Annotated in this window: 14 protein-coding genes; 11 read left to right on the top strand and 3 right to left on the bottom strand. The window is 76.4% G+C overall.

Annotation, left to right across the window (positions count from 1 at the left end):
• Positions 1–187 precede the first annotated feature (187 nt).
• From NPS70_RS14630 to moeZ, 5 genes are all read left to right on the top strand, one after another.
• Positions 188–1,879, top strand: coding sequence for a DUF3492 domain-containing protein (locus NPS70_RS14630; RefSeq protein WP_256524657.1), 1,692 nt, complete (start codon positions 188–190; stop codon positions 1,877–1,879).
• A complete protein-coding gene (locus tag NPS70_RS14625) occupies positions 1,876–3,360 on the top strand; it encodes a hypothetical protein (RefSeq protein WP_256524656.1) in 1,485 nt (494 codons plus the stop codon). The genes NPS70_RS14630 and NPS70_RS14625 overlap by 4 nt, the downstream gene beginning before the upstream one ends.
• 129 nt (positions 3,361–3,489) lie before the next feature.
• Positions 3,490–4,449, top strand: a complete 960-nt coding sequence (locus tag NPS70_RS14620) for an NAD(P)-dependent oxidoreductase (protein ID WP_256524655.1) — start codon at positions 3,490–3,492, stop codon at positions 4,447–4,449.
• Complete coding sequence (locus tag NPS70_RS14615; protein WP_256524654.1) at positions 4,437–5,198, top strand: spherulation-specific family 4 protein; 762 nt, start codon at positions 4,437–4,439, stop codon at positions 5,196–5,198. Before NPS70_RS14620 ends, NPS70_RS14615 begins: the two co-directional genes overlap by 13 nt.
• A gap of 61 nt (positions 5,199–5,259) precedes the next feature.
• Positions 5,260–6,438: an adenylyltransferase/sulfurtransferase MoeZ gene (gene moeZ, locus NPS70_RS14610; RefSeq protein WP_256524653.1), complete on the top strand. Its 1,179-nt coding sequence runs from the start codon at positions 5,260–5,262 to the stop codon at positions 6,436–6,438.
• Positions 6,439–6,517: 79 nt separating this feature from the next.
• Here moeZ and NPS70_RS14605 read toward each other — a convergent pair whose 3' ends face one another.
• Together NPS70_RS14605 and NPS70_RS14600 are read right to left on the bottom strand one after the other, a co-directional pair.
• Entirely contained in the window at positions 6,518–8,107 is a 1,590-nt protein-coding gene (locus NPS70_RS14605; protein ID WP_256524652.1) for an alpha/beta hydrolase, read from the bottom strand.
• A 230-nt stretch (positions 8,108–8,337) separates the two neighbouring features.
• The gene (locus NPS70_RS14600; protein ID WP_256524651.1) at positions 8,338–11,184 is read right to left on the bottom strand and encodes a lysylphosphatidylglycerol synthase transmembrane domain-containing protein; all 2,847 of its coding nucleotides are present in this window, start codon (positions 11,182–11,184) and stop codon (positions 8,338–8,340) included.
• Between the two features lie 206 nt (positions 11,185–11,390).
• Between NPS70_RS14600 and NPS70_RS14595 the strand changes: the two genes are divergently transcribed.
• The 6 genes from NPS70_RS14595 to nudC all read left to right on the top strand — a co-directional run bounded on the left by NPS70_RS14595 (position 11,391) and on the right by nudC (position 22,952).
• Positions 11,391–11,870 carry an MGMT family protein gene (locus NPS70_RS14595; RefSeq protein ID WP_308315012.1) on the top strand — a complete coding sequence of 160 codons (480 nt, stop codon included), beginning with the start codon at positions 11,391–11,393 and terminating at the stop codon, positions 11,868–11,870.
• Between the two features lie 119 nt (positions 11,871–11,989).
• Positions 11,990–15,382: an ATP-dependent helicase gene (locus tag NPS70_RS14590; RefSeq protein ID WP_374212001.1), complete on the top strand. Its 3,393-nt coding sequence runs from the start codon at positions 11,990–11,992 to the stop codon at positions 15,380–15,382.
• Between the two features lie 110 nt (positions 15,383–15,492).
• The gene (locus NPS70_RS14585; RefSeq protein WP_256524648.1) at positions 15,493–16,527 is read left to right on the top strand and encodes a hypothetical protein; all 1,035 of its coding nucleotides are present in this window, start codon (positions 15,493–15,495) and stop codon (positions 16,525–16,527) included.
• Positions 16,528–16,704: 177 nt separating this feature from the next.
• The gene (locus tag NPS70_RS14580; RefSeq protein WP_256524647.1) at positions 16,705–20,454 is read left to right on the top strand and encodes a UvrD-helicase domain-containing protein; all 3,750 of its coding nucleotides are present in this window, start codon (positions 16,705–16,707) and stop codon (positions 20,452–20,454) included.
• A 10-nt stretch (positions 20,455–20,464) separates the two neighbouring features.
• Complete coding sequence (locus NPS70_RS14575; protein WP_256524646.1) at positions 20,465–21,862, top strand: dipeptidase; 1,398 nt, start codon at positions 20,465–20,467, stop codon at positions 21,860–21,862.
• Positions 21,863–22,004: 142 nt separating this feature from the next.
• The gene (nudC, locus tag NPS70_RS14570) at positions 22,005–22,952 is read left to right on the top strand and encodes an NAD(+) diphosphatase (protein ID WP_256524645.1); all 948 of its coding nucleotides are present in this window, start codon (positions 22,005–22,007) and stop codon (positions 22,950–22,952) included.
• 126 nt (positions 22,953–23,078) lie between these two features.
• Here nudC and NPS70_RS14565 read toward each other — a convergent pair whose 3' ends face one another.
• The gene (locus tag NPS70_RS14565; RefSeq protein ID WP_256524644.1) at positions 23,079–23,336 is read right to left on the bottom strand and encodes a glutaredoxin domain-containing protein; all 258 of its coding nucleotides are present in this window, start codon (positions 23,334–23,336) and stop codon (positions 23,079–23,081) included.
• Between the last annotated feature and the right edge of the window lie 203 nt (positions 23,337–23,539).

The raw sequence follows: 23,539 nt of genomic DNA, 5'->3' as shown, positions 1-23,539 counted from the left end.
CGTGACGAAGCGCGACTCTATCGCAACAGAACGCGACGCCGCGGCGAAAGTTACGTGCATTCACCCCTTCCGGTGGCGCGACGGACAACCGTCCGTCGCGCCACCGCCGCCTCCGCATAACGTCGTCCCGCTGTGAAACCGCCGGGAGCAACGGCGGCCGTCCACAAGGGAGATCGGGGGTGTACGCGTGCGGATCGGAATGGTCACCCATGGTGGCTACCCCTACGCGAAGGGTGAGAACCGGCTCTGGTGCGAACGGCTCGTCCACGGCCTCGCCCGGCACGAGTTCGACGTCTACGCCGCGAGCAGCGGCCCCGAGCAGGAGCGCTCCGGCCTGCTGCCGCTGCCGCGCCATGCCCGGCTGGCGGCCACCGCCTCCCCCTGGGCTCCGCCGGAGGGCGGCGCGGCCCCCGGGCGCCGCGGACGCCGGCGCGCGGCCGAACTCCTCGCCGAACTGCTGCGGGCGGTGTGCGCCGACGGCGGCGCCCGGCCCGACGGGCCCGCCCACGGCGCCGACGGGTTCGCCGAGGCGCTCTACGGCCTCGCCGAACTCGCCCGGACCCACGGCGGGCTCCCCGCCGCCCTGCGGTCGGAGCCCGCGCTGCGGGCCGTCGAGTCCGCCTGCCGGACGCAGGGCGCCCACCGCGCCCTGCGGGACGCCACCGCCGCGGACCTGCTCCGGGGGGCCGACGCCCTGGAGCACGCCCTGCGGCCGCTGTCCTTCGACTGGTACCGGGGCGGCGCCCTCGACGCGGCCGACCTCTGCCATGCCGTCTCCGGCGGCCCCGGGGCGCTGCCCGGCCTGGTGGCCAAACGCTTCTGCGGGGTCCCGCTGCTGGTCACCGAGTACGGCGTGCAGGTGCGGACCCACCATCTCGCCGCCCGGGGGGACGTCCGCGCCCCGGCCGTCCGCGCCCTGCTCGCCGCCTTCCACCGGCGCCTCGCCCGCGAGGTCTACACCCAGGCGGCCCTGGTCACCTCGGGCAACGCCCACGCCCGGCGCTGGCAGGAGCAGTGCGGGGCCGACCGCACCCGGCTGCGGACGGTGCACCCCGGACTGGCCGCGGAGCGCTTCGCCGCCGTCGGCGAGGGGCCGGAGGGAGAGGAGCGCACCCTGGTGTGGGTGGGCCGTCCCGGGCCCGGCAAGGACCTGGTGGCCCTGCTGCACGCCTTCGCCGAGGTCCGCAAGGCCGAACCCGCCGCCCGGCTGCGGCTGTTCACCACGCCCCCGCAGGGCGTGCGCGGCGACGGCCCCGCAGCCGGGTACCTCGCGCAGTGCCGTGCCCTCGCCGCCCAGCTCTTCCCGGACGAGGCGGAGGGCGCCCACGCGGTCGGGGACAACCCGGTCTCCTTCGAGGAGATCGGCTCGCCCGAGGCGCCCGAGCCCGCCGACGCCTATGCCGCCGGGTGCCTGGTGGTGCACTCCAGCGTGGTCGAGGGCTTCCCCGCCACCCTGGTCGAGGCGATGCTCTGCGGCCGGGCGACCGTCTCCACCGACGCGGGCGCCGTCGTCGAGGCGATCGGCGGCACCGGGCTGGTGGTGCCCCCGCGCAACCCGCGCGCCCTCGCGGACGCCTGCCTCGCGCTGCTGCGCGACCCCGAGCGCCGCGCCCGTCTCGGCGCGGCGGCCCGCGCCCGGGCCCTCGAACTCTTCACCGCAGAACAGAACCTGACGGCCTTCGGCGGCCTCTACCTGGAGCTCATCTCGCACTCCCCGGTCCGGCGCGCCGCCGAGGCCGTGGACGCGGCCGGCGACCCGGTGCCCTTCGCCCACCCCGCGGAGAGCCGCCTTCCCGGCCGGTGGAGCGGCGCCGGACACGTTCCCGCCTGGGCGTCGGGCCCCGACGCGGCGCCCGACGCGAAGGAGGTACACCGATGACCGCGGCACACCCCACGGGAGCGACCGCATCCGAGGCGGGGGAGCGGAGGGCCGCCGAGGAGCGGGACGGGGCGGCGGGCACGGGCGACACCGCCCATGTGGACGCCGTGCGGGCCGCCCTCGCCGCCCTGGACGCGATCTGCGACCCCTCGGCGGGCGCCGTCCCGCGCCGGAGCGCCCGCGACGGGGACGCCCCCGGTGCCGCGCCGCGGGCCGCCGGCCCGGAGCCGTGCCCCCCGGCGGCGCCCGCATCCGACGGCCCGGCGCCCGCCCCGGCCCGCTCCCGGAGCGCCGGTTCCGCCCGCTCCCGCACCGGTTCCGCCCGCGCCGAGGAGCAGCGCTCCACCGCCGGCGCGGCGACCGCCCCCCTGCGGGACCGTTTCGCCTCCGGCCACCGCGCCCCGGCGCCTCCCCGCCGCGGGGGCGACCCCGTCAAGGGGCTGCTGCACCGCCACCGCGAGCTGTGCGCCGACGCGGTCGACCCGCTGGAGATCGCCGCGGGCCTGGAGGCCCACGGGGTCACCGACCGCACCGCCGCCCGCTACCGCCACCGGGACGTCTTCTCGCTCGCCGAGGAGATGTTCGCCCGCACCGACCGCACCCCGCCGAACGGACCGGCCGCGCCCGTCCCGCCGGGGCCCGAAGAGGGCGACGACGGCTCCCGGGGCCCCGGCGCGGGCCCGCTGCTGCGGGCCGCCGCACCCGGTGCGGTCTGCGCCCTCGCCGTCGTGGGCGCCGAGGCCGCCGGGGGCGCCCTGCGGATCCCCGTCGCCGCGGCCGGCGCGGCGGCGACCCTGCTCGCGCTGCTGCTCGCCCTGCGCTCCGGGCCGCTCCGCGCGGGCCGCCGCGCAACCGCCCCCGCACGGCTGTGGACGCTGTGGCTGATCGCCTACGCCGTCTGCGGCCAGGGCCTGGTCGACGCGCTCGCCCGAGGCGGACCCCAGGGGCCGCCCGCCCTCACCCCCGTACCGCTGGTCCCGCTCGCGGCGGCCGTCCTGCCCGCCGCCTGGTGTGCCCACCTCTTCGCCGTCCGGTCCCGGCGCAGGCTCTCCCTCAGCCGCGGCCTCGACGCCTTCGCCGCGGCGACGCGGCCCCTGCTCCTCGCCGTGTCGGCCCTGTTCACCGGGGCGCTGGGGCTGCTGCTCCTGGCCACCGGGGTGCTGGTGCCGCCCGGCACCGGGCTCGCCGGGGCCGCCGCCCTGGGCGTCCTGCTCTTCCTCGCCCGGCTGCTCGCGGTGCACGGCTTCCCCGGGACCGCCTCGGCGGCCCTGGCCGCGGCCTGCGCCGTCGAAGCCCTGGCGCCGGCCCTGCTGCTGGCCGGTCGGCTGCCCGGACTGGAGCCGCTGGCGCGGCCGGTCGAGGCGCTGGCCGGATCCGCGGGACCGGCCGCCGTCCCCGTGCTGGCCTGCACGGCTGCCGCCCTGGCCCTGCTGGCCCGCGCCTTCGCGCTGCTGACCCGCGCCTCGGCGCACACCCCCTGACCCCACCGGCGGCGCGGCCGGGGCCGGCACCGCGCGTCCGCCGCCGAACCGCCAGTGAATCCCCCTAAGGAGACAGTGCATGACCCCGCTACACCCGCTGACAGCCCGTCGGTCGCAGGAGGGCGCGCGATGAGGGTGCTCCTGCTCGGTGCCAACGGCTTCCTCGGCCGTTTCGTGACCGATCGCCTGCTCGCCGACCCCGCCGTCCACCTCACGGCCCTCGGACGGGGCGACGACGCCGACGTGCGCTTCGACCTCGCGGGCGGCAGCCCCGGTGCGCTGACCCGCTTCCTGAGCGCCGTCCACCCCGGCGTCGTGATCAACTGCGCGGGCGCGACCCGCGGCGGGGCCCGCGACCTGACCCGCCACAACACCGTCGCCGTCGCCACGGTCTGCGAGGCCCTGCGGCGCAGCGGCTGCGGGGCGCGGCTCGTGCAGATCGGCTGCGCCTCGGAGTACGGCCCCTCGCAGACCGGCTCCTCCACCGCGGAGGACGCGGTCCCGCGGCCCGGCGGCCCCTACGGCGTGAGCAAGCTGGCCGCCACCGAGCTGGTGCTCGGCTCCGGTCTGGACGCCGTCGTGCTCAGGGTCTTCTCGCCCGTGGGGCCGGGCACGCCCGCCGGATCCCCGCTCGGCCGCCTCGCGGAGGCGATGCGCCGCGCGATGCAGCAGGGGGACGGCGAGCTCAAGCTCGGCGGGCTCGGTGTGCAGCGGGACTTCGTCGACGTGCGCGACGTCGCCCGCGCCGTGCACGCCGCCTCGCTCTCGGCCGCGCAGGGCGTGGTGAACATCGGCACGGGGCGGGCCGTGCGGCTGCGGGACGCGGCCGCCGTCCTCGCGCGGGTCGCGGGCTACACGGGAGCCCTCCACGAACTCGACGCACCGCACCTGCGGCCCGTGATCGGCGCACCGCGCTCCGAGTCCCACGCCGAGCAGCTCGCCGCCTCCCCCTCCCCCTACCCGGACGGCTGCGGCGCCTGGCAGCAGGCCGACGTGCGGACGGCGCGCGACCGGCTGGGCTGGCGCCCGCGGATCAACCTGGAGGAGTCGCTGGCCGACATCTGGATGGAGGCGGCATGCCGCATCTGACGCGCACCGGCTCGCCGCTGTCGGCCACCGGGGCGGAGTCCCTGGGCTTCGGTGTCCCCGGCTACGCGCACCCGCTGCTCGCCCCCGTCGAGTGGGCGGAGCTCGCCCGGCCGGGCACTCCGCTGCACTGGGTGGTGCTCAACGTCGCGGACGGTCCGGGCGACCGCCCGGACCCGCACTGCCTGGAGGCGACGGGGCGGCTGGCCGGCGCCCGGGTCCGGGTGCTCGGGCACCTCGACCTGGCCCACGGGGCGCGGCCCTTCGGAGAGCTGGTCCGCGAGGCCCAGTGCTTCGCGGACTGGTACCGGGTCGGCGGCTTCCTCCTGAACCGCTGCCCCGCCGAGCGCGCCGACCTCCCGCAGGTCCGGCGGCTGACGGCCACCCTGGACGGCCTGCTCGACGGCGGGCACCTGGTCCTCGGGCATGGCACCCATCCGTACCCGGGGTACGCCGAGGCGGCCGACCAGCTCGTCACCTTCAGCGGCGCCTGGGCGGACTACCGGTGGTCGCAGGTCGCGGAGTGGACGGCGCACTACCCGCCCGAGCGGTTCGCCCACTTCGTCCACGGGGTGCCCCGGACGCACCTGGAGGAGGCCACCCGGATCGCCCGCTGGCAGGGGGCCGGGACCATCTTCTTCACGGACCGCGGCCATGCCGCGGGAGGAAAGGGGCATACCCACCCCTTCGAGGCGCTGCCCGGCTACTGGGACGAAATCGTCTCGCAGATCGGACCAGGTGTCTCGGAATGAGAAGGGGCGTGGCAGTGTTACGGAGAAGAACAACCGTACGTACCCAACCGACGGAGTCCCCGTGTCGCTGCCACCCCTGGTCGAGCCGGCTGCCGAGCTCACCGTAGACGAGGTCCGCAGGTACTCGCGCCACCTGATCATCCCGGATGTCGGGATGGACGGGCAGAAGCGGCTCAAGAACGCCAAGGTGCTGGCCGTCGGTGCCGGAGGTCTCGGTTCCCCGGCCCTGATGTACCTGGCCGCGGCCGGTGTCGGCACCCTCGGCATCGTGGAGTTCGACGAGGTCGACGAGTCGAACCTCCAGCGTCAGATCATCCACAGCCAGTCGGACATCGGCCGCTCCAAGGCCGAGTCCGCCCGCGACACGGTCAAGGGCATCAACCCCTACGTCGACGTCGTCCTCCACGAGGAGCGGCTCGAGGCCGACAACGTGATGGACATCTTCGCCCAGTACGACCTGATCGTGGACGGCACCGACAACTTCGCGACCCGGTACCTGGTGAACGACGCGTGCGTGCTGCTGAACAAGCCGTACGTGTGGGGCTCGATCTACCGCTTCGACGGCCAGGCGTCGGTGTTCTGGTCGGAGCACGGCCCCTGCTACCGCTGCCTCTACCCGGAGCCCCCGCCGCCGGGCATGGTCCCCTCCTGCGCCGAGGGCGGCGTGCTGGGCGTGCTCTGCGCGTCCATCGGCTCCATCCAGGTCAACGAGGCGATCAAGCTGCTGGCCGGCATCGGCGAGCCGCTGGTCGGCCGTCTGATGATCTACGACGCCCTGGAGATGCAGTACCGGCAGGTCAAGGTCCGCAAGGACCCGAACTGCGCGGTCTGCGGCGAGAACCCCACCGTCACCGAGCTCATCGACTACGAGGCCTTCTGCGGCGTCGTCTCCGAGGAGGCCCAGGAGGCGGCCGCGGGCTCCACGATCACTCCCCGGCAGCTCAAGGAGTGGATCGACGGCGGCGAGAAGATCGACATCATCGACGTCCGCGAGGTCAACGAGTACGAGATCGTCTCGATCCCGGGCGCCCGCCTGATCCCCAAGAACGAGTTCCTGATGGGCAACGCCCTCGCGGAGCTGCCCCAGGACCGCAAGATCGTCCTGCATTGCAAGACGGGTGTCCGCAGTGCGGAAGTCCTCGCGGTCGTCAAGTCCGCGGGCTTCGCCGACGCGGTGCACGTCGGCGGCGGCGTGATCGGCTGGGTGAACCAGGTCGAGCCGGAGAAGCCGGTCTACTGACCCCCCGAGGGGCCGCGGGGCCCGGACCGCCCGAGCGAGGGCGGTCCGGGCCCCGCGCCGTCCGCTGCGGGGTGCGCCCTCAGCGGCACACCGTCCCGTCGCGCGGCACCGTCCCCTCCAGCAGGTAGCCGTCCACGGCGCGGTCCACGCACGCGCTGTTGCCGTAGGCGCCGTGCCCCTCGCCCCGGTACGTGATCAGCACCCCCACGTCCTCGCCGAGGGCCTCGGCCATCACCCGGGCCCCCTCGTAGGGGGTGGCCGGGTCGCCGGTGTTGCCGATGACCAGGATCGGCGCGGAGCCCGGGGCCGAGACGTCCGGGTGCGTCCAGGTGCCCGGCACCGGCCACTCGGTGCACCCCATCAGGCCCCAGCCGAGGAAGTCGCCGAAGACCGGCGAGGCCGCGCGGAACGCGGGCAGCCGCTCCCTGGTCTGCTCCAGGGTGTAGCGCTCCTCGGAGTCGACGCACCCGATGGCCGCGCCCGCCGCCTGGATGTTGCTGTAGGTCCCGTTCTCGTTGCGGCCGGTCAGCGCGTCCGAGAAGGCCATGAGCAGGGCCCCGTTGCCGCCCTCGGCCTCGTCGAGCCCCTGCTCCAGGTACTCCCAGTACTCCTGCGAGTAGAGCGTCTGCGCGATGCCGTTGAGCGCCTGGCTCTGGGTGAGCATCCGGTCGCCGATGCCCGGGATCGGCCGGCTGTCCAGCCCGTCCAGGAAGCCGATGATCCAGTCCTGGATCTCGCCGGCCGTGGATCCCGGCAGGAGGCAGTCGTCACCGCGTTCCACGCAGTCGGTGAGGAAGTTGGTCAGGGCGAGCTGGAAGCCCTCCGCCTGACCGAGCGAGCTCTGCGCCGCGCTCTCGCCCGGATCCACCACCGCGTCGAACACCGCCCGGCCCACGTTCCCCGGGAACAGGTGGGCGTAGACCCCGCCCAGTTCGGTGCCGTAGGAGATGCCGAAGTAGTGGAGTTGCTCGTCGCCGAGGACCTGCCGCATCAGGTCCATGTCGCGGGCCGCGTTCAGCGTGCCGACGTGGGGGAGCTGTTCCCCGGAGTTGTCCTCGCAGGCGTCCGCGAAGGTCTCCAGTCCCTCGACGAACCGCTCCACCTCCTCGGCGTCGTCGGGGGTGGCGTCCTCGGCGACGTACTCCTGCATCTGCCGGTCGTCCAGGCACTCCACCGGCACGCTCCGGCCGACGCCCCGGGGGTCGAAGCTCACCAGGTCGTAGCGGCTGCGCAGGGTGCCGTAGTCGGCGGCGGCCGCCGGGAGGGTGGCCACGCCGGAGCCACCGGGGCCGCCGAAGTTGAACACCAGGGAGCCGATGCGGCGGTCCGCGTCCCGCGCCCGGGCGCGGATCAGGGCCAGCTCGATCGTCTCGCCCTGCGGGTCGCCGTAGTCGAGCGGGGCCTCCATGAACGAGCACTCCCAGGCCGTCCCGCCGGGCAGCGGCGAGGGCGGAGGACCGCCGCCCTCCGCGTCCGAGGGCGCGGGGCAGGGCTGCCAGTCGAGCTTCTGGGCCGCGTAGTCGCGCGGGGGCTCGTCGCCGTCCCCGCCGTCGGAGCAGCCCGCCGCGGCCAGCAGGACGGCGAGGGCCGCGGCGGCCCCGGTCACCGCGCGCCCCGCCCGTCGGGGGCGTCCGGCACGGCGGGAGGCGGGGGGAAGGGTCGTCGGCATGCGGCCATCCTGCGCCCGGCGGCCGTCCGCCGCGCGGGCGACGGGCCATGCGGGTGGTGCCCCGGGGCCTGCTCCCCACGGGTGGTCCTGCTCCGCCGACCGGGTGATGCCCGAGCCGGGGTGCTGGACGCGGCCGAGGCTCCGTGAACGGCCGCGGCTCCCGCCCGGCGGCTCCGCGCCGCCGGGGGCCCGAGCGCCGTGGAGGTCCGGGGCACGTGCTCCGGCGCGGGTCAGAGCGAACCCCTGCGCGAGAGGTGGTTGAAGGCGAACCAGCCGGGGAGCACCGGAAGCCACAGCGTCATCAGCCGGTAGAGCAGCACCGCGGGTGCGGCGATCTCCTTGGGCACCCCGACCAGGACCAGGCCGCCGAGCAGGGCGCCCTCGACGGCGCCCACGCCGCCGGGGGTGGGGGCGGCGGACCCGATCGCGTTGCCCGCGAGGAAGACCACCGCGATGCTGGCGTAGCTGATCGGCTGGGCGCCGCCGCCGACCGCGCGGATCGAGGCGTCCAGGCACATCACGAACGCGCCGGTGAGCAGCAGCATGCCCCCGATGCCCGTCAGCAGCTTGCCCGGCCGCTGGAGCACGTCCAGCATCCGGGGCACGACGCCCGCGAACAGCGACCGCAGCCGGGTGGCGACGAACTTGCGCAGGAACGGGATCGCGGTCACGACCAGCACCAGCACGGCGACCGTCAGCAGGCCCGCGATGACGGTCCGCGAGGGGGTGAAGGAGGCCGTGCGCTCGGTGCCCGTCAGATAGCCGAAGAGCAGCAGCAGGAGGATGTGCGCCCCGAGTCCGAACAGCTGGGAGGCGCCCACGCTCGCGACGGCCAGCCCCGGGCGCACGCCCGAGCGCTGGAGGAAGCGCGTGTTGAGCGCCACACCGCCGACGGCGGCCGGGGCCACGATCTTCACGAAGGAGCCGGCCACCTGCGCCAGCACCGTGGGCCGGAAGCCGACGCGCTCCGGGACGAAGCCCAGCAGGCTCATCGCCGCCGCCAGGTAGCTCAGGGCGGCGAAGGCGAGCGCGGCCGCCACCCAGCCCCAGTGGGCGTTGTCGAAGACCGTGCGGAAGTCGATGCCCGCGATCTGGGAGAGCAGGAAGTAGGCGGCGACGGCTCCCGCGATGAAGCTCACCAGGGTCCGCGGCCGGATCCGCTCCAGGCGGACCGGCTCCACCGGCGCCTGCGGGCGGATCAGCAGGATCTGCGCCCGGATCTGGGAGAGCAGGTCCTCCTCGCGCGCCTCGTCCAGAGCCTCGTCCACGGCCCGCTTGTCCGCCTGGCGCTCCGCCTTCTCGACCTTGCGGGCCGCCTTGCGGCCGTCCTTGCCCTCCGCCGGGCCCTCCCCCTCGGAGCGGGCGCGGCGCACCGCCGCGGAGGCCGCGAGCACGGCCTCCCGCTCCCGCTGCGCCCGCTCCCGTGCCTGCTGGCGAAGGGTGGCGCGGGTGGACCGGCTCAGGGCGATCGGCTGGAGCAGCGGGAGGCTGTCGGCGACCGTGTCCGGGCCGAGCACCTCCACCGCGGCGGCGACCGCCCGCTCCGGCCCCACCCGCAGGCCCAGGGTGGTCAGCAGCTGGGCCACGTCCATCCGCAGCACCAGGTCCCCGGCCGCGATCTCGCCGCCGCGCAGATCGGTGAGGACCACCCGCCCGTCGGCGTCGACCAGGACCGCGTCCCCGGTCAGCCGCCGGTGGGCGATCCGGCGCGAGTGCAGTGCCCGGACCTGGCGCCAGGCGCCCAGCACCACCTCGTCGGTGATCTCCTCGTCGGCCAGGGAGTCCAGCAGCCGTCCGCTCTGGTGCTCGTAGACCAGCATCACGGCGTCGGGGCCGAGCTCGGAGGTGGCGATCAGCTTCGGGGCGTTCGCCCCGGCCGCGATGGCGGCGTAGGCGAGCAGGGCCTCCTGCTCCAGCGCCTGGCGCAGTGACTGGATGGAGCGGCGGGTGGAGATGGAGCGCAGCGTCAGGCGCCGCCAGACCCGGTAGAAGAAGCCCTGGGCCTGCTGCTCCCGGTCGACGACGGTGACGTCCAGCGGCGGTCCGTCCTCCAGGGCGACCAGGTAGCGGCGGCCGCGGTCCTGCTCGGCGCTGTCGGGGGTCTCCTCGGCGCGCATCGCGCTCACGGGCCTGAAGCCCACGTGCCGCAGACCGGCGAGCAGCGTCTGCCCGGTGGGGCGGACGTTGGGCGAGCCGACGGCGTACAGGGTGCCGTAGGCCACCGTCCAGCCCAGCAGCACCGTCAGGATGATCGAGAACGGGGTGGTGTAGCCGGCGACCAGCATCGCGAAGGCGTCCAGCAGCAGCACCACCCACAGCACGACCCGCCAGCGCGGGCGGCGTGCCATGCCCACCGCCGTCATGTACGCGATCACGGGGGCCAGATAGCCGTGCACCGGGTCGGTCAGGCCGCCCGCCTGCGGCTGGGTGAGGGCGTCCTGGAGGGTGCCGGGTGCCGCGCGGGAGACCCACAGGTCGGTCGCGAGGGTCACGCCGTGGGCGAGGACGGCCGCCAGGACGCCGTCGGCGATCCGCAGGCCGTCGCGCTTCACCAGCCGCTCGATGGCGAAGGCGACCGGCACCAGGAGCACCGCGATGCTGGAGACCAGGCCGGCCAGCTTCACCAGCAGGTCGGGGGCCTGGCCGGTGCCCTTGCTGATGTCCGACTCCAGGCCGGTGGTGGTGCCCTGGGCGAAGGCGGCGACGGCGAGGACGACGGCGATGGCGAGGATGCCGCCGAGCAGGCGCATCAGGTCCGAGGGGCGGTGGACCCGGGCGGCCAGCAGCGGCTCGTCACCCGAGACGCGGTCGTTCAGCAGTGTGCCGGTGCCCTCGCCCACGGCCGTCGAGCCGGCCGGGGCCGCGCTGTGCACACGGGCCCCGGGCCCGTCCGCCGCCTCGTCGGGGGTGCTCCCCCCGCCGGGTGCCCGATCGGCACCCTGCTCCCGCCCGGCGCGGTCACCGGTGCTGCGGCGGTCGTCGGAACGGGCACCGGCGGCGTCGCCGGAGCGCGGCGGAACGGGTGCGTCCGGCTGCGGCCCGGGCCCAGGGCCGTCCGCTGCCTTGGAAGGCTGCACGCCCTGCTCCTTCGCCGAATCGGTCTCTTCTTGATCTCGTATCACCAGTCACCGCCCGCATGATGGTGGCACGCCCGGACGGCGGAGAGGGGTATCAGGGGGCGATGCGGGGATGCCGGGTGTCGGAAAAGTCTACTGATAGGGGTTTCCGTGCGATTGTCCACCTGCTCCGGGGGCTGTCGGTGCCATGCGGCAGGATGGGGCGGATGGACGACCGGAAGGGCGGGCCGCCCGCGTTCCCCCAGTACCCCGAGTACGCGGACCGGGTCCTGGAGACCGCCGAACAGATTCCCCCGGGCAGGGTCATGACCTACGGCGACGTCGCCGAATGGCTCGGCGACGGAGGGCCGCGGCAGGTCGGCCGGGCCATGGCGCTCTACGGTGCCGCCGTGCCCTGGTGGCGGGTGGTGCGCGCCGACGGCAGGCTGCTGCCGGGCCACGAGCGGCAGGCCCTGGAGCACTACCGCGCCGAGGGGACGCCGCTGCGCGAGGCGCCGCCCGGAGCGGCCGCGCGCCTGCCGAGGCTGGACATGGGACGCGCCCGGTGGGACGGCCGGACGAAGGGCCCTTCGGGCGCGGACGGCCCCGCGGCGCGCGGTGCCGCCGGCCGGGCGGACGGGGCGGCTCACGACGGGGCACACACCGGACGGCTTCCGGCGGGCGGCCACGGCACGGCCGCACCCTGAGCGGTACGGGCGAGACGAACCGGCGGCTGCACCCCGCCCGCGGCGTGGCGTAGCGTCGCCGGGGCGCGGAGCGCACCGCGCCCCCGACACCAGCACTCCCACCAGGACCGGCGATCCACGTGAGCTCCTCCTCCACCACCGGGCGTACACCGTCCCCGCAGCGGGTACGGCAGGGTTCCCCCCCGCGCCCGCAGGGGCACAAGGGGAGGCCCCCGGGCGCGTACCGGCTGGTGCGCACCCCGCCGGCCCCCGTGGACCCCCCTGTTCTGGACGCAGCGCAGCGCGCGGTGGTTGACCACGGCGAGGGTCCGCTGCTGGTCCTCGCGGGGCCGGGCACCGGCAAGACGACCACCCTGGTGGAGGCGGTCGCCGAGCGGATCGCCCGGGGCGGCGACCCGGCGCGCGTCCTGGTCCTGACCTTCAGCCGGAAGGCGGCCGTGGAACTGCGCGACCGGATGGCGCTGCGCCTCGGCGGCGCGCACGGCCCCCAGGCCACCACCTTCCACTCCTTCTGCTACGCCCTCGTCCGCGCCCACCAGGACGCCGAGCTGTTCGCGGAGCCGCTGCGCCTGCTCTCCGGCCCGGAGCAGGACGTCGCCCTCCGCGAGCTGCTCGCCGGCCACGTCGACCTGGAGCGCCTCGGGCTGGACGCCGTGCGCTGGCCCGCGGAGCTGCGCGCCTGCCTGACCACCCGGGGCTTCGCCGACGAGGTGCGCGCCGTGCTCGCGCGCAGCCGCGAACTGGGACTCGGGCCCGAGGCCCTGGCCCGCTTCGCCGCCCGCACCGGCCGCCCGGACTGGGCCGCGGCCGCCGGCTTCCTCGCCGAGTACCTGGACGTGCTCGACATGCAGGGCGTGCTCGACTACGCCGAGCTGGTGCACCGGGCCGTGCTGCTCGCCGAGCGCGAGCTCTCTCCCGGGGACCTGCCCTACGACGCCGTCTTCGTGGACGAGTACCAGGACACCGACCCGGCGCAGGTGCGGCTGCTGCACGCCCTGGCGGGGGGCGGGCGCACCCTGGTCGCCTTCGGCGACCCCGACCAGTCGATCTACGCCTTCCGCGGCGCCGACGTCGGAGGCATCCTCGACTTCCCCGACGCCTTCCCCCGGCGCGACGGCCGCCCCGCGCGGGTCGCCGTGCTCGGGACGTCCCGGCGCAGCGGGGCCGCGCTGCTGGAGGCGACCCGCCTGCTCACCGCGAGGATGCCGCTCACCAGGCTCCCCGCGGAGCGCGTCCGCGCGCACCGGGGCCCGGCCGCGGTCCGCGAGGGGGGCCGGGTCGAGGCGTACACGTACCCCACGGCCTCCGCCGAGCTGGACGGGATCGCCGACCTGCTGCGCCGCGCCCATCTGGAGGACGGCGTCCCGTGGCAGGAGATGGCCGTGCTGGTGCGTGCCGGGGGCCGGACGATCCCGTCGCTGCGACGGGCGCTGACCTCGGCGGGCGTGCCCGTGGAGGTCTCCGGCGACGATGTGCCCCTGCGCCACGAGTCGGCGGTCGCGCCCCTGCTCACGGCTCTGCGGGTGGCGGCGTCCGGGGCGCTGGCCCCGGCGCCGGGGGGCGGGGCCGCGGTCGACGGCGGAGCCGCGCCGGCGGACGCCCCCGGGGCCGAGGACGGCGCCCCCGCCGCCGGGCCCGGCGGCGTCGAGGCGGAGACCGTCATCGCGCTGCTGACCTCCCCGCTCGGCGGCATGGACACCTCCGACCTGCGCCGCCTCGGCCGGGCCCTGCGCGACGAGGAGCGGGCCGGCGGCAACCGCGTGCCGCCTCCCTCCGACGCGCTGATCGCCCGCGCGGTCGCCGAGCCCGAGCGCCTCGTGGCCCACGACCCCGCCTACGCGCGGGGTGCCTCGCGCCTCGCCGCGCTGCTGCGTGCCGCCCGCGAGACCCTGGAGGGCGGCGGCACCGCCGAGGAGGCGCTCTGGCTCCTGTGGGACGGCACCCCCTGGCCGCAGCGGCTGGAGCGGGCGGCCTTCCGCGGCGGCGCGGCCGGCCGCAACGCCGACCGCGACCTGGACGCCGTGTGCGCGCTCTTCGAGACCGCCGCCCGGGCGGAGGAGCGCACCGGCGGGCGCGGGGCCCTGAACCTCATCGAGGAACTCGACGCGCAGGACATCGCCGCGGACACCCTCACCCGGCGGGCGGCCCGCCACGACGCCGTGCGCCTGATGACCGCCCACCGCTCCAAGGGCCTGGAATGGCGGCTCGTCGTGGTCGCCGGGGTCCAGGAGGGGCTCTGGCCGGACCTGCGGCGCCGAGGCTCGCTGCTGGAGGCGGACCGCATCGGCCGGGACGGCCTGGCGGAGCCGCTGACCCCCGGCGCCCTGCTGGCCGAGGAGCGCCGCCTGTTCTACGTCGCCGCGACCCGGGCCCGGGACCGGCTGGTGGCCACGGCGGTGAAGGCGCCCGCGGACGACGGCGACCAGCCGTCGAGGTTCCTGTCCGAGCTGGGCGTGGAACCGCGTGACGTGACCGGCCGGGCCCGCCGCCCGCTGGCCGTCGCCCCGCTCGTCGCCGAGCTGCGGGCCACCACCGTGGACCCCCGGGCGTCCCCTGCCCTGCGGGACGCCGCCGCGCGGCGCCTGGCGCGGCTGGCCGCGCTCGCCGACGAGGAGGGCCAGCCCCTCGTCCCCTCCGCGCACCCCTCCCGCTGGTGGGGCATGGACGAACCGACGCACAGCGCCGTGCCGCTGCGCGACCGCGACCGCCCCGTCGCCCTGTCCGGCAGCGCACTGGACCAGCTGGCCAACACCTGCGCGCTCCAGTGGTTCCTGGGCCGGGAGGTCAAGGCCGACGCGCCCGCCACCGCCGCCCAGGGCTTCGGCAACGTCATCCACGTGCTGGCCGACGAGGTCGCGTCCGGCCGCAGCCCGGCCGACCTCGCCGTGCTGATGGAGCGGCTCGACGCGGTCTGGGACGGGCTCGTCTTCGACGCGCCGTGGAAGTCCGCCCAGGAGAAGGAGCACGCCCGCGCCGCGCTGGAGCGCTTCCTGCACTGGCACGTCCTGGACCGCGGCGGGCGGCAGCCGGCCGCCACGGAGCACGACTTCGACGTGACGCTGGACGCGGGGGGCGTCCAGGTCCGGGTGCGCGGCTCCATGGACCGCGTCGAGCGGGACGCCGGGGGCCGCGCCTACGTCGTGGACTTCAAGACCGGCAGGCAGGCCCCGACCCGGGACGAGGTCGCCCGCCACCCCCAGCTCGCCGTCTACCAGCTCGCCGTGCGCGAGGGTGCCGTCGACGAGGTCTTCGACGGCGCCCGGCCCGGGCCCGGCGGCGCCGAGCTGGTGCACCTGCGCCAGGCCGCATCCGCGAAGGAGGGGGGCGAGGCGCTGCCCAAGGTCCAGCGGCAGGAGGCGCTCGACGGCGACTGGGTCGGCGACCTGCTGGCGACCGCGGCCGGGCGGGTGCTGGACGAGCGCTTCACGCCGTCCGCCGGCCGCCACTGCGACCACTGCGCGTTCACCAGCGCGTGCAGCGCCCGCCCGGAGGGCCGCCAAATAGTGGAATGATCGGTGTTTTGCGGCATATGGCCCCCTGTGGGGGGCTCGGCACCCCTCCAATGAAGGTCCACGGCAGCCCCCTCGGGGGGCTGCGCAGGCGGATCTTCGAGGAGTGACACATGGTGGCCACGAGGAAGGCCCTCGCCCTGGCGGTCGCGTGCATCGGCACCGCCACCGCGCTGGCGGGCTGCTCCGGCGGCGGCGACGCCCGCGCCGGTGCCGCGGGCGGGCGCAAGGAGCCGGTGGCGGCGACCGGCGGGGCGACCTCCGGCCCGTTCCGGGGCCTGACCGCCGACCGCATCGCCGACCGCGCGCTCACGACCACGCGGCAGGCGGGCGCCCTGCGGATGAAGGGCGGGGTGCGCAGCGAGGGCGAGGCGGTGACCGTCGACCTGGCCATGGACGACCGGGACAACTGCACCGGCCACCTCGGCGTCCGCGGCGGCCGGGCCGACCTGCGGCGGCTGAGCAGCGTCCTCTACATCAAGGGGGACGAGGCCTTCTGGCGGGCCTCGATGGGCGAGCGCGCGCAGGAGGCACCGGACAGCGGCGGGGAGACCCTGGTGGAGCTGATGAAGGACCGGTGGATCAGGATGCCGCCCGGAGCCGTCGAGGGCATGCGGGGCGTGTGCGACCTCGACGAGACCTTCGCCCGGCTGGACGAGGACCGCAGGGAGCGCCCCGGGATGACCCTCGGCGAGGAGACCGAGGTCGACGGCGTACCGGCCGTGGCGCTGGTCAGGCGCACCGGCTACGAGACCACCACCGCCTACGTCGCCACCGAGGGCAGGCCCTACCTGCTGCGGGTGGTCAAGGCGGGCGGGGACGAGCCCGGCACCCTGACCTTCTCCGACTTCGACCGCCCGGTGGAGGTGACCGCACCACCCGCCGGCGAGGTCGTCGACCTGGAGGAGCTGGGCGGCGCGGACCCCTTCGACGCGGGCCCCTCCGGTGAGGCCACCGGCGAACCCGGCGAGGAACCCGGCTCCACGCCGCCGCCGGAATCCGATCCGGCACCGGACCCCGACCCGTACCCGTCCTCCGGCGGCGGCACCGGGGAGGAGACCGGGACCCCGGGCGACACCGGAACCGGCCCCGACACCGGTACGGGCTTCGAGGCCGCCACCCGGCCCGGAGGTGCCTCCGTCTCCTGAGCGGGGCGCTCCCGCCGTCCCGCACCGCGCCCCGGCCTGGCGGCGCCGCCCGGCCGGCCCGCACCGCGCCCCGGCCTGGCGGTGCCGCCCGCCGGTGCGGGCTCCCCGCGCGGAGCCCGGACCGGCGGGGGAGCGGTCGGGGCGGACGTTGTCCGCGCCCCCCGTTAGCCTCTCCGGGTGCCCCCACGCATCACCGACCCCGAGCAGCTCAAGGAGCTCCTCGGGATCCCGTTCACCCCGGAGCAGACGGCCTGCATCACCGCACCGCCCGCGCCGCAGGTCGTCGTGGCCGGTGCCGGGTCCGGGAAGACGACCGTCATGGCGGCCCGGGTCGTCTGGCTGGTCGGCACCGGGCAGGTCGCACCGGAGCAGGTCCTCGGACTCACCTTCACCAACAAGGCCGCCGGGGAGCTCGCCGAACGGGTCCGCACCGCCCTGGTACGGGCCGGGGTGACCGACCCGGACCCGGTCGACCCGGACGAGCCGCCCGGCGAACCCCGGATCTCCACCTACCACGCCTTCGCCGGGCAGCTGCTCACCGACCACGGGCTGCGCATCGGACTGGAGCCCACGGCCCGCCTGCTCGCCGACGCCACCCGCTACCAGCTCGCCGCACGCGTGCTGCGGGAGGCACCCGGGCCCTACCCGGCGCTCACCCGCTCGTTCCCCGCCCTCGTGAGCGACCTGCTGGCGCTGGACGCCGAACTCGCCGAGCACCTGGTCCCCCCCGAGCGGCTCGACGCCCACGACGCCGCCCTGCTCGACACCCTGGACGCCGCCCGGCTGACCAACGCCGACCTGCGCAAGGTCCCCGAGACCGCGCGGGCCCGCCGGGAACTCCTCGACCTCACCCTCCGCTACCGGGCCGCCAAGCGCGCCCGCGACCTGCTCGACTTCGGCGACCAGATCGCCCTGTCCGCCGAGCTCGCGCTCACCCGGCCCGAGGTCGGAGCGCTGCTGCGCGAGGAGTTCCGGGTGGTGCTGCTCGACGAGTACCAGGACACCTCCGTCGCCCAGCGGCTGCTGCTCTCCGGCCTCTTCGGGAAGGGCACCGGGCATGCGGTGACCGCGGTGGGCGACCCCTGCCAGGCGATCTACGGCTGGCGCGGCGCCTCCGTGGCCAACCTCGACGACTTCCCCCGGCACTTCCCGTTCGCCGACGGCACCCCCGCGGCCCGCTTCGCGCTCGGCGAGAACCGGCGCAGCGGGGGCCGCCTGCTCCGGCTCGCCAACGGCCTGGCCGCTCCGCTGCGCGCCATGCACGAGGGAGTGGAGGCGCTCAGACCCGCTCCCGGCGCCGAGCACGACGGCCTCGTGCGCTGCGCCCTGCTGCCCACCCACGCGGAGGAGGTCGCCTGGCTCGCCGACTCCCTCGCCCACCTCGTCCGCACGGGCACCGAACCGGGGGAGATCGCCGTGCTGTGCCGCACCGCGGGCGACTTCGCGGAGATCCAGGCCGCGCTCGTCGCCCGCGAGGTCCCCGTGGAGGTCGTCGGGCTCTCCGGGCTGCTCCACCTGCCCGAGGTCGCCGACCTGGTCGCCGTCTGCGAGGTCCTCCAGGACCCCGGCGCCAACGCCCCCCTGGTCCGCCTGCTCACCGGCCCCCGCTGGCGCATCGGCCCCCGCGACCTCGCCCTCCTCGGCCGCCGCGCCCGCCTGCTGGTCCACCGCGACGACGGGGACGACGACCCCGAGCGCCGCCTGGCCGCCGCCGTCGAGGGCACCGACCCGGCCGAGGTCGTCTCCCTCGCGGACGCCCTCGACACCTTCCTCGACTCCCAGGGCGCCCCCGACGACCGGCTGCCCTTCTCCGCCGACGCCCGGGTCCGCTTCGCGCGCCTCGCGGCCGAGCTGCGCGAGCTGCGCCGGAGCCTGGCCGACCCGCTGATGGACGTCCTGCACCGGGTGCTCACGGCCACCGGCCTGGACGTCGAGCTGTCCGCCTCGCCGGGGGCCCTGGCCGCCCGCCGGCGGGAGACGCTGGCCAACTTCATGGACGTCGCGGCGGGTTTCGCCGCGCTCGACGGGGAGAGCACCCTGCTGGCCTTCCTCGGTTTCCTGCGCACGGCGGCGCAGTACGAGAAGGGCCTGGACAACGCCCTGCCCGGCGGCGGCAACACGGTCAAGGTGATGACCGCCCACAAGTCCAAGGGCCTCGAATGGGACGTCGTCGCCGTCCCGGGCCTGGTCTCCGGACGGTTCCCGAGCGAGGCGCCGCGCGAGGCGTGGACGGCGCAGCCCAGGGTGCTGCCGCACGGTCTGCGGGGCGACGCCGCGACCCTCCCGGCCGTCGGCTCCTGGGACGCCCGCGGGCTGAAGGACTTCAAGGCGGGCATGAAGGAGCACCAGCACACCGAGGAGCTGCGCCTGGGCTACGTGACCTTCACCCGCCCGCGCTCCCTGCTGCTCGGCTCGGGCCACTGGTGGGGCCCCGGGCAGAAGCGCCGCCGGGGGCCCTCCGGGTTCCTCCAGGCCCTCCACGACCACTGCGTGCAGGGCTTCGGAGAGATCGAGGAGTGGGCCGAGGAGCCGCCCGAGGACGCGGAGAACCCGGCCCTGCGGTCCGCCGCCCCCGACCCCCGGTGGCCCCTGCCGCTGGATCCCGGGTCGCTGGCGCTCCGCAGGGAGGCGGCCGCACGGGTGCTGGCGCACCTGGCGGCCGGGCCGGACGGCGGCCCTTCCGCCGGGGAGGGGCCCGGCGGGCATGAGGGCGGGCCGCGGGAGGCGGCCGCCGGGTCCGGGCCGGGCGGGCGCGCCCCGGCGGGCCCGGTACCGGACGGGCCCGACGACGGCGCCTGGGCCATGGAGCCGCCGCCCGAGGAGGAGCTGCTTCCGGAGGACCCGTTCGACGAGGATCCGTTCGACGAGGACCCGCTCATCGGCGACGTGCTGCCGGACGATCCCTTCCCGGACGATCCCTTCCCGGACGGGGCCCTCGCGGGCGACCGCTCCGGCGGCACCCGGCCGCCCGCCTCCTGCGCCCCCGATGCCCCTGGCGCCCCCGGCGGACCCGACGTCCGCGCGGACGGGGTCCCCGAGGACCCTGCCTCGGAGCGTCCGGGCGCCCCCGCGGGCGCCCCGTCCCGCTCGGCGGTGCCCGCGGACCCCGTCGTCCCGCACCAGCCCCCCGCGCCCGCCGAGGAGTCCTCGCCCGCGGGCCCCGCCGCGGCGGACGGCCTCGGGGGCCCCGGCCCCGCGCTCACGCCCGAGGAGGCGCGCGTCCTCGCCTCCTGGGACCGCGACCTGGACGCCCTCACCGGGGAGCTCCGGCGCGCCCGCGCGACGGTCCGCGACGTACCCCTGCCCCCGTCCCTGTCCGCCTCCCAGCTGATGCGCCTCGCGGCGGACCCCGACGGCTTCGCCCGCGAGCTGGCACGCCCCATGCCCCGCCCGCCGCAGCCCGCAGCCCGCCGCGGCACCCGCTTCCACGCCTGGGTGGAGTCGCGCTACGAGGCCCTGCCCCTGCCCCTGCTCGGCCCGGAGGAGCTGCCCGGCGGCGACACCCCGGACCTGGACATCGCCGACGAGGAGGACCTCGCCGCCCTCAAGGAGGCCTTCTCGCGGACCGACTACGCCCGCAGGACGCCCTACCGGGTCGAGGCGCCGTTCCAGTTCACCCTCGCCGGGCGGGTGGTGCGCGGCCGGATCGACGCCGTCTACCGCACCGGCGGCCGCCCCGGTGCGGAGACGTACGAGATCGTGGACTGGAAGACGGCCCGCGACGGCCGCGCCGACCCGCTCCAGCTGGCGGTCTACCGGCTGGCATGGGCCGAGCAGCGGGGCGTGCCCCTGGAGGCGGTGACCGCGGCCTTCGTCTTCGTCCGGACGGGGGAGGTCGTCCGCCCCGGGGGACTGCCCGGCCGCAAGGGGCTGGAGCGCATCCTGCTGGGTGGGACGGCCGACGGGGCCGACCCCCCGGACCGATAGGCTCAAGGGCATGAGCCAGACCCCGGACAGCGCCGTCCGCACCCATGTCCACCAGCAGCGCAGCGCTTTCCTCGACGACCTCGCCGAGTGGCTGCGCATCCCGTCGGTGTCGGCGCAGCCCGAGCACGCGGGGGACGTCCGGCGCAGCGCCGAGTGGCTCGCCGGGAAGCTGGCGGAGACCGGGTTCCCGGTCGCCGAGGTCTGGGAGACGCCGGGCGCCCCGGCGGTCTTCGCGCACTGGCCCTCGGACGATCCGGACGCGCCCACCGTGCTGGTCTACGGCCACCACGACGTCCAGCCCGCCGCCCGCGAGGACGGCTGGCGGACCGACCCCTTCGAGCCGGAGACCGTCGGCGGGCGCCTGTACGCCCGCGGCGCGGCCGACGACAAGGGCCAGGTCCTCCTGCACACCCTCGGGGTCCGCGCCCACCTGGCCGCCACCGGCCGCACGGCCCCGGCCGTCCACCTCAAGCTGCTCGTCGAGGGGGAGGAGGAGTCCGGCTCGCCGCACTTCCGCGACCTCGCCGAGCGCCGCGCCGACCGCCTGGCCGCGGACGCCGTGGTCGTCTCCGACACCGGCATGTGGTCCGAGGACACCCCCACCGTCTGCACGGGGATGCGCGGCCTCGCCGAGTGCGAGATCACCCTCCGCGGGCCCGACCAGGACATCCACTCCGGGTCCTTCGGCGGCGCCGTCCCCAACCCGGCCACGGTCGCCGCCCGGATCGTCGCCGCCCTCCACGACGAGGACGAACGGGTCACCGTCCCCGGCTTCTACGACGGCGTCGTCCCGCTGAGCGACGCGGAGCGCGAGCTCTTCGCGGAGCTGCCCTTCGACGAGGCGGCCTGGCTGCGCACCGCCCGCTCGCACGGCACCCTGGGCGAGAGCGGCTACTCCACGCTGGAGCGGCTGTGGGCCCGCCCCACCGCGGAGGTCAACGGCATCGGCGGCGGCTACCAGGGCCCCGGCGGCAAGACCGTCGTCCCCGCGTCGGCCGTGGTCAAGCTCTCCTTCCGGCTGGTCGCCGGGCAGGAGCCGGACGCCGTCGAGCGCGCCGTGGCCGACTGGGTGGCGGACCGGGTCCCGCCCGGCATCCGCCACGAGATCGACTTCAGCGGGGCCACCCGCCCCTGCCTCACCCCGCTCGACCACCCGGCACTGGGGTCCGTGGTCCGCGCGATGGGCCGCGCCTTCGACGGCGCGAAGATCCGCTTCACCCGCGAGGGCGGTTCGGGACCCGCCGCCGACCTCCGGGACGTCCTAGGCGCGCCCGTGCTCTTCCTCGGCATCTCCGTGCCCTCCGACGGGTGGCACGGCCCCGACGAGAAGGTGGAGCTCGATCTGCTCCTCAAGGGCGTGGAGGCCGCGGCCTACCTCTGGGAGGACCTCGCACGGACCCTGCGCTGACCCGACCGGCACCGACCGGGCACGGGGCCACCCCGCCCCGGGGCCGGCCGGCCCGAACCACCCGACCGACGCCACCTGACCCGAACCCGACGCGAGCCGACCCGGCACGACAGCCATCCACCGGGGGAGTTGGAAGAAGACCGTGAGCACCGACCGCTACGCCACCGGGGCCCGCCCCATCGGCCTGACCGCGCCCAGCGGCATCGACCGAGAAGCGCACAACCGCCTGGACGAGGCGTGGCTCGCCGCGGCGTGGAGCCATCCCGAGACCCGCGTCTTCGTGGTCTCCGGCGGCCAGGCCCTCGTCGACGACACCCCCGACGGGCGCACCGAGCTGGTGACGACCCCCTCCTTCGAGGCCCCTCTCACGGAGACCCACCGCTACTTCCTGGGCACCGACGAGGACGGGGTCCGGTACTTCGCTCTCCAGAAGGACACCCTGCCCGGGCGGATGGACCAGTCGGCGCGTCCCGCCGGACTGCGGGAGGCCGGGCTGCTGCTCGGCCCGAGGGACGCCGGCCTGCTGGTGCACGCGGTCGCCCTGGAGAACTGGCAGCGGCTCCACCGCTTCTGCTCCCGCTGCGGCGAGCGCACGGTGATCGCGGCCGCCGGGCACATCCGGCGCTGCCCGGCCTGCGGCGCGGAGCACTACCCGCGCACCGACCCCGCGGTGATCATGCTGGTGACGGACGAGGAGGACCGGGCACTGCTGGGCCGGCAGGTGCACTGGCCCGAGGGGCGCTTCTCGACGCTCGCGGGCTTCGTCGAGCCGGGCGAGTCCATCGAGCAGTCGGTGCGCCGGGAGGCGTACGAGGAGGCCGGTGTGACGGTCGGCGAGGTGACCTACGTCGCCAGCCAGCCCTGGCCCTTCCCGTCCAGCCTGATGCTCGGGTTCACGGCCCGGGCCACCTCCTCGGAGATCCGGGTCGACGGTGAGGAGATCGAGGAGGCCCGCTGGTTCTCCCGGGAGGAGCTGCGGGCGGCCTTCGAGTCGGGCGAGGTGCTGCCCCCGTACGGCATCTCCATCGCCTCCCGGCTCGTCGAGCTCTGGTACGGAAGACCGCTGCCCAAGCCGGGCGACGCGCTCTGAGGGGCCGCCCGGCCCCCGGGCGGGGCCGGGCGGTGCCCGGCCGGGCATGCCGGGGCCCCGACGGCCGCTCCCCGGTTTCCCCGGGCCGTCGGGGCCACCGCCCGCCGGGTCCGACCCGGCGGGCGCTCAGGCGCTCAGGGCCTGCTTGACCCGGGCGAGGCTGGGGTTGGTCATGACCACCTCGGAGCCGCCCTGGGCGGGCACCACGCGGACCGTCGGAACCGTCTGGTTCCCACCGTTCGCCTTCTCCACGAACGCCGCCGACTCCGCGTCCAGCTCGATGTTGACCTCGGTGTAGGCGATGCCCTCGCGGTCCATCTGGCCCTTCAGGCGGCGGCAGTAGCCGCACCAGGTGGTGCTGTACATCGTCACGGTGCCCTGCATCGTCTGTGCGCTCCTCGGGTCTGGCGGGGGCCCGGCCTCACGGCCGCGCCGCCGCGGGATCGCGGCGGCAGGGGGTAGAACGCCCGGGACGGCCCGGCGATTCCCGCCGCGGAGCCGGGATCGCGAGGGGGCCTCGCCGACGCCCGGCCCCGCCCGGCCCGCGGCCCCCGCCCACCGGGCCGCCGCACGGGCGCCGCGCCCCG

This window comes from Streptomyces sp. C10-9-1, from assembly GCF_024497955.1.
Classification (GTDB): Bacteria; Actinomycetota; Actinomycetes; order Streptomycetales; family Streptomycetaceae; genus Streptomyces; species Streptomyces sanyensis.
Note: the sequence above shows the minus strand (reverse complement) of the source record. Positions and strands in the feature narration are given on the sequence as shown.

Bases quoted from the DNA above. Each gene is read 5' to 3' on its own strand.
- NPS70_RS14625 (WP_256524656.1), top strand. From the start codon at position 1,876: ATGACCGCGGCACACCCCACGGGAGCGACCGCATCCGAGGCGGGGGAG.
- NPS70_RS14620 (WP_256524655.1), top strand. From the start codon at position 3,490: ATGAGGGTGCTCCTGCTCGGTGCCAACGGCTTCCTCGGCCGTTTCGTG.
- NPS70_RS14615 (WP_256524654.1), top strand. From the start codon at position 4,437: ATGCCGCATCTGACGCGCACCGGCTCGCCGCTGTCGGCCACCGGGGCG.
- NPS70_RS14605 (WP_256524652.1), bottom strand. From the start codon at position 8,107: ATGCCGACGACCCTTCCCCCCGCCTCCCGCCGTGCCGGACGCCCCCGA.
- NPS70_RS14595 (WP_308315012.1), top strand. From the start codon at position 11,391: ATGGACGACCGGAAGGGCGGGCCGCCCGCGTTCCCCCAGTACCCCGAG.
- NPS70_RS14585 (WP_256524648.1), top strand. From the start codon at position 15,493: ATGGTGGCCACGAGGAAGGCCCTCGCCCTGGCGGTCGCGTGCATCGGC.
- NPS70_RS14575 (WP_256524646.1), top strand. From the start codon at position 20,465: ATGAGCCAGACCCCGGACAGCGCCGTCCGCACCCATGTCCACCAGCAG.
- NPS70_RS14565 (WP_256524644.1), bottom strand. From the start codon at position 23,336: ATGCAGGGCACCGTGACGATGTACAGCACCACCTGGTGCGGCTACTGC.